Origin of the sequence: Corynebacterium sp. 51B, from assembly GCF_008930785.1 — a bacterium.
Taxonomy (GTDB): Bacteria; Actinomycetota; Actinomycetes; order Mycobacteriales; family Mycobacteriaceae; genus Corynebacterium; species Corynebacterium megadyptis.
Window position 1 is genome coordinate 57,958 of record NZ_PQMK01000008.1, and the last position, 13,160, is coordinate 71,117.

Here is a 13,160-nt window from a genome sequence, read left to right on the forward strand (position 1 = left end):
TCGCAGACGCGGCGTTGCGCCCTGGAGAAGGCACCCGCGGTGTGCGCGAGACGATGTATGAGGAATAGAGACAATCATGGGACAGAAGAACCGGCACGGCGGCGTTCGTAAATCCAATAAGAAGGGCGCGCCCAAGGGCAGCGGCGGTTTGGGGCGCAAGGCTCTGCGCGGCAAGGGGCCGACCCCGAAGGCCGAGGACCGCGAGTACCACAAGGCCTATAAGGCCAAGCAGGAAAAGAAGCGCCGCGATCAGGGCCGTCACTTTAAAAAGACCACCGTGGATGAGTTGGTCGTCGGCCGCAACCCGGTGGTGGAGTGCCTGCACGCCAAGGTGCCCGCCCAGACTCTATACGTGGTGGCGGGAACCGCCTATGATGAGCGCCTCAACGAGGCCGTCACCTTGGCCAAGTCCAAGGACATCGCCATCGTGGAGGTGCCGCGCCCCGAGCTGGATCAGATGACCGGCAATGGCCTGCACCAGGGTATTGGCCTGCTCATCGAGCCCTATAGCTACAAAAACGTGGAGGATCTCATCGCCGAGATCGCCGCGCTCCCCGAACCGGGCATGGTGGTGTGTTTGGATAACATCACCGACCCGCGCAACCTGGGCGCGATCATCCGCTCGGTGGCAGCCTTCGGTGGCCACGGAGTCGTGATTCCCGAGCGTCGTTCCACCCACGTCACGGGCGTGACCTGGCGTAGCTCCGCGGGCACGGCCGCCCGCGTGCCCGTGTCGAAGGTGACGAACATGACGCGCACCGTCAAGACCTTCCAAGACAATGGCTACCAAGTCGTCGGCCTCGATGCCGGCGGCGATCACACCCTCGATACCTACGATGGCACCACTCCTGTGGTGATCGTGGTCGGCTCTGAAGGCAAGGGTATTTCCCGGCTGGTGCGGGAGAACTGTGACACCCTGATGTCCGTGCCCATGGCGGAGTGGGTGGAATCACTCAACGCCTCCGTGGCAGCGGGCGTGGTGCTCAGCGAGTTCGCCCGCCAACGCCGCGTCGGCCACTAGCAGCAGAACGCAGCACTACGCAGCAGCGCCTCCTGGGATTCTTTCGGGAGGCGCTGCTGCGTGTTGCAAAGAGGATATCCGCGCGGGGCTAGCCCGCCCATTGGGCATAGAGGCTGGCGTAGTGTTCCCCATTGGCGATGAGCTCCTCGTGCGTGCCATCTTCGATGATGCGGCCCTGCTCCATGACGAGGATACGATCAGCACTGCGGGATTGGTCGAGCCGGTGCGCGATCACCAAGGCGGTGCGACCCTCGACGGCGCGCTGGGCGGCGGCCTCGAGATCCTGGGCATAGTCCGAGCCCGCCTCTGAGGTGGCCTCGTCCAGGATGAGAACGGGCGGATCCACCAAACTGATCCGGGCCAGCGCTATCTGCTGCATCACCTCTGGGGCGAGGTCCTCGTGCCCAGCACCGACCTCGGTGTCGAGTCCCTGGGGCAGCCAGCGCTGCCAGAGCGGAGACCGCGGCTGCAGTCCCGCGGCCGCCAGCGCCGTCATGAGCTCCGCGTCTTTCGCGCCGGGCCGAGCAAGCTGCAAATCCTCCCGCAAGGTGCCCGAGAAGACGTGCATTTCCTGGTTGGCCATGCTGATATGTCGCGCCACCCAGTTATGCGAGACCTCCGCGGTGTTGATGCGGCCGGTGGGGGTGTCTACGTAGATGGCGCCGCCACTGGGCTCGAGCAACCCGCTCAGCAATTGGGCGAGGGTTGATTTTCCGGCGCCAGAGGTGCCCACGAGCGCGGTGGTACTGCCGGCCTCGAGCGTGAGGTTGAGAGGTTCAATCACATTCGATTGGCCGCCGTCATAGCTGAAGCTCAGATTCTCCACGGTGATCGCGGGAGGGGTGGTGAGATCCTCCTCGTTATCGTCCTTGTCCTGGCCGCTGAGCAGCGCCAAGGACACCGCGCGGCCCAAGGAGGTAGAGGCCGATTGGATCATGCTGGCGAAGTCGAGCACATTGAAAATATGAATTTCCATGCGGAACGCTAGGAGGATCGCGGCGGCCGCTTCGCCGGGGGTGATGATCTCCTGCACCGCCATCCACGCGCCCAGCGCGGTGGTGGAGAGTAAAAGAATAGAGAATCCGACATAGCCGCCGCTGAGGATGCGCGCATTGAGAGGAATAATGATGCGCTCGGCGTTGATGACCTGCCACGAGGTAGTAGTCATGCGGTGGCGGGCCCAGCGGGACAACCCATAATTGTGGATAGTGTCGAAACCCCGGATCGAGTCGAGGAGCACGTTATTGCGCTGCGCCTCGGCGGCAGCGGCACGGTTGACCGCGGCGGGTAGTTCGCTGAGCGAGCGGCGCAAAAATAGCCCCACGGGCACGGCCACGAGCACCCAGCACAGCAGGAACGCGGGGTGGATCGCCACCGTGGCGATGAGCGTGAGCGGAAACATCACCAGGGTGATCACCAGCCGCGCCCCCACCATGGTGACGGTGCGGTAGAGGTTATCGATATCGCGCGTCAGGCGGGTAATCACATTGCCCGTGCCGAGCTCCAAAATGCGTGGTGCGGGGGCGCGGAGCACGGCCGAAAGACAGCGCTGGCGCAGCTCAACCGAGACCGTGCGGGTGAGAATGGACAACATATACACCACGAGCTCGGTGGTGAACATCCGGACTAGGGTGAGAGCGCCGATGGCGATAAGTACCCAGGTGACCGCGGCGGGGCCGGAGCCAAAAATACTGAAGGAACGCCCCGCGAACACGTCGATGGAGCGGCCCATGATGACCGAGCTGAGGTTTTGCGCCGCCACTGTCACTATCGCCACAGCCACCAGCAGTGCCCACCACCAGCGGCGGGGATAGGCGCGCAGGCTACGCAGATAGCGCAGGCTCTCGCGGGGAGTAGCGGGGGCGAGGGCATCGGCCCCAAGATTCTCGCTCTGGCTCATGAGGCGTCCTCCTTATCCTGCGTCGCAGCGCGAGCGGGTGTGTCCTCGGCAGCGAGAATGCGATCGGCGGCGTGGCGCCATGCCCGCGAGCTGCTGATCACCACGGTGAGCTGGGTGGCACGCTGCTGCTTCACGTTGTGAATCACCCGCGAGAGCGTCACCGCGTCCAGGCCGGTGGTGGGTTCATCGAAGATGAGCACCTCAGCGTCGCTGAGTACGGCGCGGGCCACGCCGATGCGCTGGCGCTGCCCGCCCGAGAGATTCAACCCGGCCTCGCCGATGGCCCCAGTGGGTAGCTCGCCATCGGGCCCATAGCCGCCGAGGCGGCGCACGATGTCGTCACAGCAGGCGACATCGAGGGCGTGGCGTAGTTCCGCGTTGCTGTGGCTGTGCTCGGGATCCAGGTTTTCCCGCAGGCTCGTGGCGAAAATGGTGCTCACATGCGGCACCCGCAGCCCTGCCCAGCCGGGATCGCTATCGGCCACAACTAGGCCGGTAGCGGAGGTAGTGGTGTAGCGCTGTGCGGCGCTCGTGGTATCGAAGCCCGCCACGAGCTGGTGAATACGACCGGCGGAGGTGCTGGCGCGGGCCACGGTTTCCACCGAGAGCCCCAGGGCCTTACCGCTGATAAATAGTGCCGGTGGAGCACTGAGCATAATCGTCATGAACTCGCCGGCGGTGATATCACCCGAGCTCACCAAGGTTCCGGCCAGAGCCACGCAGGCAACAATGAACACCACGGGGACGAACTGCCGGGCAAGGGAGGCATAAAACGCGATGCGAGCGTCGTGAAGCATGGCCCGCAGCGAGTGAGTGGCGGCCTCATCGAATCGCTTCTCGCAGGTGTCGACCGCGCCAAGCCCCTTGATCACGCGGGAGCCCTGGGCAAAATCGGTGCCCAAGGAGACAACGTGAGCCTCAGCGGTGCGGCGCGAGGACGCAACCTGAGTGATGAACCGGCCGGTGTACATCGAGGCGGCGAGAGTGGTGAGGCCACCGAGGGGGATGAGCAGGGCTAGGCGGTAGTCGATGGGAATCGCCACGATCGTGGTGGCGAGGAGCATCATCACCATCTGCAGCGGGAAGGTATTGAGGTACTTAGTAAGCGAGACGGTGTGGGAGTCCTCGTCGATGGTGTTCATCACCGTGCCCGGTGATGTGTGCAGATCATGGGCGCTTAAGAGCCGCTCAACCACGGCATTACGGATGCGGTGCACGAGACGGACACGCCCGAGCTCCACGAAGGCGGCGCTGTGTATCTCGGCGATCCAGCTGATGACGTAGAGAACCACGATGATCAGCAGGGGAATGAGCACCTCTGCAAAAGAGATGGTCTCGCCGAGGAGACGATCGGTGATGACACCGAGCAGGCGTGAGACCACGACAGATAGAGGGGTGATCAAAAGCCCCAAGGCCAGCGAGAGCGAGGCGACCTTGGGGAAGGAGAAGAAGGCGCGCCACGTGGCGCGAGTATTACCCGGCCACGAACCCTCCGCCGCAGAACGAACGAGGGCGATCTCTTCTTCCTCGGGCGGGTTCGTGGGCGCGAACCACAGCCACGTAGGAAGCGGGCGCGGCCTCGTGAGCTGAGAAAAAGATGTCCGAGCCATAATGCCCAAGCTACAACACGATAGTGAGATAGCGCACTAAAGGATGCCCTGTGCTCGGCAGGCGAGCACAGCGGGCTACTAGGACATGGTGGCGGACTCTGCCTGCGGGGCCGGCTGGAACCGGAAGTGGCTTTCGGACTGGCGGGACTCGTGGGTGGGAGTCAAGGGAATGCCGGCGCGTTCCCGCAGGATGAACGCGCAGAAGAAGCCAACGCACGAGGCGATGACCAGGTAGACGCTCACAGCGAAGGTCGTGCCGGTGGCGCCCACCAGTGCCGCAGCAATGGTCGGGGCGAAGGCGCCGCCCACGATCGAGCCGAAGGCGTAGGTGATGGACACACCCGAGGCGCGGATAGAGGCGGGGAAGAGCTCGGCGTACATGGCGGACTGCTGGCCATAGGTCAGGCCGAGGCCAACGGTGAGCAGAATGAGCGCCATGTAGAGCTTGCTCACATCGCCGGTATTGGTGAGTGGGAAGAGGGCAGCGGCGCCCACGGCCTGCAGCACGAAGCCGATGAGATAGGTGCCGCGACGGCCGATATAGTCCGAGACCCAGCCCGCGAACAGAGTGAAGATCATCCACGTGAACGCCGAGACGGTGACGGCATTGAGCACCACGGAGCGCTCAATGCCCACATTGTCGCTGGCGTAGTTCTGAATGTAGCCGCCGGCCGTCATATAGCCCACGGCGGAGTTGCCGGCGAAGATGAGGGCGCCGGTGATGACCACGGGGAGGAAATTCTTGAAGAGCACACCGATGGGGTTGGTCACTTCGTCCTGCTTGCGTTCGGCGATCTCGGAGAACACCGGGGACTCGTCTACCCCGCGGCGCACGAAGTAGCCGATCGCCACCAGCACGATGGAGAAGAGGAAGGGGATGCGCCAGCCCCACTCCATGAAGGCATCACCGGGCGCGATATAGGTCATCATCGACAGCGCAGCCGAGGACATCAGCAGGCCCAAAGGCACACCGATCTGTGGGCCGGCGCCGTAGATGCCGCGCTTGTTATTGGGGGCGTGCTCAACGGCCAGCAGTACCGCCGAGCCCCACTCGCCACCGGCAGAGATGCCTTGGATGATGCGTAGGGCAATAAGCAGGATCGGGCCCCAGATACCGGCGGTCTCATAGGTGGGCAACAGGCCAATGAGGGTAGTAGCCAAGCCCATGGCAAAGAGGGTGATCATGAGTACTACGCGGCGGCCGACGCGATCACCGTAGTGGCCAGCGAGGAAGGCACCCAGGGGGCGGAAGAGGAAGGACAGGCCAACGGTGAGGAAGGCAATGACCGTGGCCAATCCACCTTCGAGGGAACCGAACATGGTGGTTTTGAAGACCAGTCCGGCAACCGCGGCATAGAGGAAGTAGTCGTACCACTCGATGGCAGTGCCGATAGTGGTGGCCGCGAGGACGCGGCGTCGCTCGGCAAAAGAAATGCCCTGAGTGTGTGGTTCGTGTGCCATATGTATATCCGTGAGGTAGGAGGGATTTATGGAAATTGACGCAAGTATATTTTCAGCCGTCCTTCCAAGCAACTGCGAGGCACGTGGCATGGAAGGTTAAAATTCGGGGCACGGTCGCCTCGTGAGGGTTAGCTAGCCCGCGGTGTGGCGCGTGTTGTGTGCTGACTCACTGAATACTAGCAAACGTTATTGATTTGTAATATTTTCCGGCTGAGCACCAGCAACTCTGCCGCGGAGTGCATGGAGTGCATCGGGAGTGAGCTAGGGGCACAGAGTGGAAAAGTGAAAAGTGCACGCCGAGCGTTTCGAACGCTCGGCGTGCACTCAACAAAAGGATGCTGCCTTTATAAGGGATCGCAGTGTGGTTCCTGCAGGTGCTGCGAGTGTTCCGCTGGGGTGATGCGGCGGTCCCGAACCGCTCCGATGCCGCGGCATACGAGATAGATGAGAAAGGACAGCGTAGTGACAAATACTGAGACGGGAAGGCCTGGGGCGAGCGAGAGGATAATGCCGCCCACCGCAGAGATTTCCGCAAACAGGGTGGAATAAATCACGGCGCGCACGGGGTGGGAGGTAATCTGCACGGCTGCCGCGCCGGGGGTGATGAGCAGGCTCATCACGAGCAGGGCACCCACAATCTGCACCGACTGGGCAGCGGTGAGGCCAACCAGAACTGCGAAGCCAACAGCCACCCAGCGGGTGGGGATGCCGCTCGCGGCGGCCAGCTGCGGGTCGGCGCTGGCAAAAAGTAGCGGCCGCCAGAAGATCACCACGGCCCCCACCACGACCACGACCACGGCGGCAAGAAGCCACAGCGAGGCAGAGGATACGCCCACGATTTGCCCAGTGAGGAGAGAAAAGGCGGTAGAGGTTTTGCCGGGGTAGAGGTGAATGAACAGCACGGACAGGCCCATGCCGAAGCTCATCACCACGCCCACGGCGCTGTCTTGGCGTTTCATGCCCAAAAGTGCCAGTACAATCGCGGCGATCACGGAGCCAATCACGGCTCCCAGACCGATATTCATGCCAGCCAACAGTGCGGCGGAGGCGCCCATCAGGGCGAGCTCTGAGGTTCCATGCACAGAAAAGGACATCTGTCGTAGCACAATCAGAGGTGTCATCACGCCTGAGACAATGCCGAGCAGAGCGGCTGCGATGAGTGCATCCTGCACGAAGCTGACGCCCAGCAGGTAGGCGGTGTCTTCTATGAGGGTCGAGATAGTCATTTACACCACCACCAAACGGCCATCGACCTCGGCGACCGTGACCTTAGTTCCGTATAGCTCACTGAGGATCTCCGAGCGCATCACCTCAGAAACCGTGCCCAAGGTGTGGCCTCTCGGACCGATGTAAAGCACGCGGTCGGTGACCGAGAGAATCGGGTTAATCGAGTGCGTAACAAACACCACCGCCATGCCGGCGCGACGTCGCTCATCAAGGCGCCGCACTGTCGCGCCAGAGGCGCGGAAGTCGAGGGAGAGCAGGGGCTCGTCACAGAGCAACAGCTCGGGGTCGCCGCCGAAAGCCTGTGCCTGGCGAATCAACTGCTGCTGTCCGCCCGAGAGCCGGCCCACGCGCGTCGAGCCGAAGCTGCTCGCCCCCACCATTGCGAGGAGCTCATCAACTTGGCCGGCCCGTGGGCGGCGATGACGCAGTACCCCGTGTGCCAAGGACAGCGATACAAGGTCGCGGGCGCGTAGTGGCAGTTCGGGATCAAACATTCGCTGCTGGGGAATGTAGCCGATCTTATTGGTTGCGGAGATCGAGCCTGAGGAGAGTTCGCGGTTGCCCATGATGGCGTGGAGCAGCGTGGATTTTCCCACGCCATTGGGGCCCAATACGGCCAGAAACTCCCCTGGCGTGAGATCGAAAGAAAGATCGTGCCATAGGGGAGTCACCGTCGCGCTAGTCAGCGAAAGGATCATTGCTGCAATTCTAGCCTTCGTGTCCGCCGGTTCTGGGACGGTTATCGTCCCAGAACCGGCGGGTTGGCGTTGAGGTAGGTGAAAAGGGGCTGGCCTACTGCTTAATGTGCTCGGCCTTCTCCTTCAGCTCCTTCACGATGTTGTCGAGGAAGTCGAAGAAGTTCTCTCCCTGTGCAGGGGTCTCGGTGATTTCCACGATGGGAATATCCTTCTCCTCCGCGGCATTGCGCAGGCGCTCGGTGTACTCGGTGGAGGTCTCTGGGGTATCGACCATCAACTCCACCTCGCCACCGTTGACAGTCTCCAGCGCCTCGGCGAGGGCTGCTGCCGAGGGCTCCGAGTGGTTCAAGGTGGCCTTGCGGTAATCCTTGGGGGTCACATCGTGGAGCTCGGTGTGCAGGAAGAGCTGGTCTGCGATCGGGTGAGTCTGCAGGAAGTGAATGTGTGGCAGCTCGTGAAGCTGCTCGTGCAGGCTGCCCATGCGCTCGTCGACGCGCTGTGCATCCGCATCAACCCCAGGGTGGTCCTTCTCCAGACGCTGGTCCAGGTCGTTTGCCACGGACATCACGAGCTTCGGGTTGAACCAGGAGTGCTCGTTCTCAGCGGCGCCATCGACATGGGAGTGCCCATGGTCGTGGGCGTCTTCGCCTTCGTGGCTGTGGTCGTGGCCATGATCGTCTTCGCCTTCGTGGTCGTGGTCGTGGCCATGATCGTCTTCGCCCTCGTGGTCGTGGGCGTGGCCATGATCGTGATCATGGTGGTGCTCGGTGAGCGGCAGGGCGTGGATGATCTTGTCGTTGTTGTCGAGGGCGTTGTAGAGCCAGGCGTCGTAGCCGCCGCCACCGACGATGACATAGTCGGCTTCTTCAACCTTGGCCATGTCAGAGGCGGTGGGCTCGAAGGAGTGGGGATCGATACCATCGCCGTCGATAATCGGGGTGATGGTGACGTCGTCGCTGTCCACTACCTCGTCGGCCACATCGGACCAGATGGAGGTAGAGGTGACGATGGTGATGGTGTCAGCGTTAGTGCTGGAATCCGAGGCCGAGCTAGAGTCGGCCGAATCGGAGGCTGAGGAACATCCGGCTAGTGCAAGGGCACTGGCACTGGCAATACCAATGAGGGCTTTTAGGTGCTTCATACTCAACAGTGAACGTGTACTGAAAAGCATTGTCAACTGGAAATCAGTGAAAATGGGCGGCGTGCTAGATTTTGGCTATGGCCACCAACTCTCGCAGGCGTCATAACGGGCGCAGTACCACCGTCAGTAGAGGGACTCTTGCCTCCATAGCCGCGGAACTCGGTGTCAGCCGCACCACGGTGTCGAATGCCTATAATCACCCCGAACAGCTCTCTGAGGCGCTGCGCGAAAAGATACTGGCCACCGCTCGTCGCGTGGGCTATACCGGCCCCGACCCCACCGCCCGCTCGCTGCGGATGAAGAAGACAGGCAATGTGGGCGTGCTCCTCACCGAGCACCTGCCCTATGCCTTCGAAGATTCCGCCTCGGTGGATTTTCTCGCCGGTCTTGCGGAATCCACCCTCGGCCGCGATGTGGCTCTCACCCTCGTGCCCTGCGGCCCAGAAACCAGCGAGGATAAGGACCTCGCCGCGGGAGTGGTGAACTCGAGCTCTGTCGATGGTTTTGTGGTCTACTCCGTCTCCGCTGCCGATCCTTATTTGCATGCGGCGCGGCAGCGCGGACTGCCGCTGGTGGTCTGCGATCAACCCGACCGCTATGAGGACCTGCCCTATGTCGGTATTAATGATTACGACGCGATCGCCCCGGCCGCCCAGGCGCTGATCGACGCCGGCCACAAGAAGATCGGCATCCTCTGTATCCGCTTGGCCAATGTGCGTCATGACGGCATGGTCGATGAGCAGCGCCTGCGCAGCGCCACCATGAATGTGCAGCAAGACCGAGTGCGCGGCGCGCTCGATGTGTTGGCGGCCGCCGGTATCGATCCGGCGACGGTGCCGATTGTGGAGCGTCATATCAACGATCACGAGAACAATGTCGACGCCGCCCGCGAGCTACTGAGCTCTCATCCCGAACTCACCGCCGTGCTGTGCACCACCGACTCTATGGCTATCGGGGTGCTCGAGTATGCCCGCTCCCAGGGGCTCTCGGTGCCGCAGGATCTTTCGGTCACCGGCTTCGATGGCACCGCCGTGGCGTTGCTGCGCAACCTCACCACGGTGATCCAGCCCAATAAACTCAAAGGCAAGACCACCGGCGAGCTGCTCAGTGCAGTCATCGACGCCGCCGAGGGCGGCGCGGAACCGGAATCCACCCGGGTGCAACTGGAAACCACCTTCAACGAGGGCTCCACCGTCGCCCCGCCACGGTCCTAGGCCCCGCCGCCGGCTAGTGGAGCACTATTTATAGTCGCGGCGTGCCTCGTAGAGGGCGGTGAACATATCGGCAACGGCCTCGAGATCGTCCTCGAGGTGCATATGTGCCGCGCTCTCACCCGCTCCCACTTTGGCGCCTAGGTCGAAGTCACCCAGGGCGCGGAAGCCATCCTCGTCGGTGACATCATCGCCGGCGAATACCACGCAATCGCAGTTCAGCTGCTCGCGCACCGCATCGATCCACGTGCCTTTGTTGATGTCCAGCATCGCCAGCTCGATGATGTTCTTGCCGCCCTTGACAATCACATCTTCACCGGAGAGCACCTCGCGGGCGCGGGCCAAGGCGGTCTCGCGCTCCTTGGGATTGTCCATGCGGCGCACATGGAAGACGCGGTGAAAGGGTTTGCGCTCAACATACGCGCCGGGATAGTCCTCGGCCACGGCCTCGAGCGCCGTGGTGCAGCGCTGCAGAACAGTGACCTGCTCGTCGCTGAGCGTCACCGGTGAGGAAGAGGATTCAGCGCCATGCGAGCCCACCAGCATGATGGGGGCGTTGAGCTCCACGAGGGAGGTGAGATTGTCCAGGTCGCGGCCGGACAAGATAGCCACGAAGGTATTGGGCAAAAGGGCGAGCTCCTCGAGGGCGTGCATGGTGCGCGTGTTGATGGGCACCTGCGTGGGATCGTCGGCGAAACCGGCGATCGTGCCGTCGAAGTCAGAGACCACGAGGAGCTTGATGCTCTTGGCGGCGTCGATAATGCGGTCGGTCATGCTGCTCATAGCCATAGGGCCCTAGTGTACTGATGGCGCTGTGCGCATGAGACCCACTTAGAGCGCAGAAGTAAGCCGCAGGGCGGGGGCGTCGATCTCTTCCGCAGAAGAACGCAGCAGCAGGCTGGACTCCTTGTACTCGATGTCGAGCTCACTATTAAGCAGGGAGACGATGTGCTCATGGAAGTACTGGGCGGCACCCTCGCAGGTGGGCTCGTCGATGCGCAGATGCTCGAAACGCAGGTGGGTGGCGTCGGCAGAGGTCGAGCCCTGCCCATCGTGGGAGTAGTGCACCTCGGCCTGGAAGGGGGCGCAGCCGGTATCGCCGGCGACGGTGTGTTCGCCCAGCGCCATAACGGCCTGGCCGGCGATGGAATCGGGCAGCTGGGAGGGCGAATCCGGCTGGGTGTACACGTCGGTGATATACCACGCAGGCCCCGTGATCGGGCTCTCCTGGGGTTCCTCGCTGCCGCAGCCGCTGAGCAGGGCCAGCGACACGAGCGCGGCTACAGCCGCAGACAGCCGCATCACTTCTCACCCCCAGCCGGAGTGGCGAGAGCAGAGAGGAAGGACTCGGCCCAGTAGTGCACGTCATGCTCCATGACGGTGTGGTTCATTGCCTGCATGCGCTCCTTGCTCTGTGTGGAATCGTCTCGCAGATCGCGGACTGCAGAGAGCAGGGCGCGTTTGATCGATTCGATATCGTGCGGATTGCACAGATAGGCGTCGTGCAATTCCGCGGCGGCACCCGCAAATTCGGAGAGCACCAGCGCGCCATCGCCTTCGGGGTGGGCGCAGACATACTCTTTGGCCACCAGGTTCATGCCGTCTTTGAGCGGGGTCACCAGCATGATGTCAGCAGCGGCGTAGAGGTTGACCAGCTCAGTTTTGTCCACGGCGTGATGCAAATAGTGCACCACGGGGCGGCCGATCTCGCCGAAGCGGCCATTAATCCGGCCCACCGTGTGTTCCACGCGGGCGCGGGTGGTGCGATAGTGCTCGATGCGCTCGCGGCTAGGGGTGGCCACCTGGACCACGACGGTGCTGGCCGGGTCGAGCGCCTCGGTGTCGAATAGTTCCTCGCAGGCGTCGAGGCGGGCCTCGATGCCCTTGGTGTAGTCCAGACGATCGACGCCCAAGATTAGTACCTCGGGGTCGCCGAGCCGGGAGCGCAGGGCGGGCACATCCGCCGACTGGAGAGCGGCGGTGATCTCAGAGGTATCGAGCGAGATCGGGAAGGAACCGATGCGCACGCTACGGCCGGTCGCGGTGGTCACCGTGGCCCGGTAGCAGTGGTGTTCTCGGGCGGAGACATCCGTGTCAAGATCGCACTCTCCGTCGGCGCAGTGCTCGCTGATAGCGAGCTCATCGGGCTGGCCGGTATGGGAGCCGGCGAGCCCGCCGACGCTACGGGCCAGGTGGACAAAGTTCGCGGCATCGCGGTCTAAGTGGAAGCCGATCACATCGGCGCCGAGCATGCCGCGCACGATCTCCTCGCGCCACGGCAGCTGCCGAAACAGGTCGGGGGAGGGGAAGGGAATGTGTAAGAAGAGCCCGATGGTGAGATCGGGGCGCAGATGGCGCAAGATGCCGGGGACCAGCTGCAGCTGATAGTCCTGCACCCAGACGGTGGCGCCCTCTTCGGCGATGGCGGCGGTGGCTTCGGCGAAGCGCAGGTTCACCTCGCGGTAGGTCTCCCACCAGTGGCGATGATATTCGGGGGTGACGATGAGGTCGTGGTAGAGCGGCCAGAGAGTGGCATTGGAAAAGCCCTCGTAGAACTCCTCGAAGTCGCGCTGGCGCAGCGTGACAGGATGGAGATCATAGCCCTTCTCGGAGTGCAGCGGCTCGGGCGAAACATCTGGGATGCCGGGCCAGCCCACCCACGCGCCCTCATGGGCAGCGAGCACGGGGGTCAGCGCAGAGACCAGCCCGCCGGGGCTGGGAACCCAGCGTTGATTGCCTTTCGAGTCGCGCTCGAGATCTACGGGGAGTCGGTTGGCAACGACGATAAAGGAATAGCGTTCACTGCTAGCGCTGGACACGGGCGGGCCTTACTTCTCAAGCGGAGGTGGTGCGCGGCATCGTTCCTTCCGCTCAGCGACGACGCCACGCTA

At 62.9% G+C, this 13,160-nt stretch carries 11 protein-coding genes; 2 read left to right on the plus strand and 9 right to left on the minus strand.

Annotated elements, in window-relative coordinates; genetic code table 11:
• Positions 1–76: 76 nt before the first annotated feature.
• On the plus strand, positions 77–1,021 hold the full coding sequence (gene rlmB / locus GBB14_RS09670; RefSeq protein WP_151529819.1) for a 23S rRNA (guanosine(2251)-2'-O)-methyltransferase RlmB: 945 nt from the start codon (positions 77–79) through the stop codon (positions 1,019–1,021).
• An 88-nt stretch (positions 1,022–1,109) separates the two neighbouring features.
• Here rlmB and GBB14_RS09675 read toward each other — a convergent pair whose 3' ends face one another.
• From GBB14_RS09675 to GBB14_RS09700, 6 genes are all read right to left on the minus strand, one after another.
• A complete protein-coding gene (locus tag GBB14_RS09675; RefSeq protein ID WP_151530501.1) occupies positions 1,110–2,921 on the minus strand; it encodes an ABC transporter ATP-binding protein in 1,812 nt (603 codons plus the stop codon).
• Positions 2,918–4,531 carry an ABC transporter ATP-binding protein gene (locus GBB14_RS10785; protein WP_151529817.1) on the minus strand — a complete coding sequence of 538 codons (1,614 nt, stop codon included), beginning with the start codon at positions 4,529–4,531 and terminating at the stop codon, positions 2,918–2,920. The genes GBB14_RS09675 and GBB14_RS10785 overlap by 4 nt, the downstream gene beginning before the upstream one ends.
• Before the next feature lie 78 nt (positions 4,532–4,609).
• Complete coding sequence (locus GBB14_RS09685) at positions 4,610–5,992, minus strand: MFS transporter (RefSeq protein ID WP_151529816.1); 1,383 nt, start codon at positions 5,990–5,992, stop codon at positions 4,610–4,612.
• A 344-nt stretch (positions 5,993–6,336) separates the two neighbouring features.
• On the minus strand, positions 6,337–7,218 hold the full coding sequence (locus GBB14_RS09690; RefSeq protein ID WP_151529815.1) for a metal ABC transporter permease: 882 nt from the start codon (positions 7,216–7,218) through the stop codon (positions 6,337–6,339).
• Complete coding sequence (locus tag GBB14_RS09695; protein WP_151529814.1) at positions 7,219–7,917, minus strand: metal ABC transporter ATP-binding protein; 699 nt, start codon at positions 7,915–7,917, stop codon at positions 7,219–7,221.
• Positions 7,918–8,011: 94 nt separating this feature from the next.
• Positions 8,012–9,058 (minus strand): metal ABC transporter solute-binding protein, Zn/Mn family, encoded by a 1,047-nt coding sequence (locus tag GBB14_RS09700; protein ID WP_151529813.1) that lies wholly within the window; start codon positions 9,056–9,058, stop codon positions 8,012–8,014.
• Positions 9,059–9,135: 77 nt separating this feature from the next.
• On the opposite strand from GBB14_RS09700, the gene GBB14_RS09705 reads away from it, so the two are divergent.
• The gene (locus GBB14_RS09705) at positions 9,136–10,272 is read left to right on the plus strand and encodes a LacI family DNA-binding transcriptional regulator (RefSeq protein ID WP_151529812.1); all 1,137 of its coding nucleotides are present in this window, start codon (positions 9,136–9,138) and stop codon (positions 10,270–10,272) included.
• 24 nt (positions 10,273–10,296) lie between these two features.
• Here the strand turns inward: GBB14_RS09705 and otsB are convergent, their stop codons facing one another.
• The 3 genes from otsB to GBB14_RS09720 are packed head-to-tail and all read right to left on the minus strand — an operon-like array spanning position 10,297 to position 13,088.
• Positions 10,297–11,058: a trehalose-phosphatase gene (gene otsB, locus GBB14_RS09710; RefSeq protein ID WP_225976615.1), complete on the minus strand. Its 762-nt coding sequence runs from the start codon at positions 11,056–11,058 to the stop codon at positions 10,297–10,299.
• Positions 11,059–11,100: 42 nt separating this feature from the next.
• Positions 11,101–11,571 (minus strand): META domain-containing protein, encoded by a 471-nt coding sequence (locus GBB14_RS09715; protein WP_151529811.1) that lies wholly within the window; start codon positions 11,569–11,571, stop codon positions 11,101–11,103.
• On the minus strand, positions 11,571–13,088 hold the full coding sequence (locus GBB14_RS09720; protein ID WP_151529810.1) for a trehalose-6-phosphate synthase: 1,518 nt from the start codon (positions 13,086–13,088) through the stop codon (positions 11,571–11,573). The genes GBB14_RS09715 and GBB14_RS09720 overlap by 1 nt, the downstream gene beginning before the upstream one ends.
• Positions 13,089–13,160 lie beyond the last annotated feature (72 nt).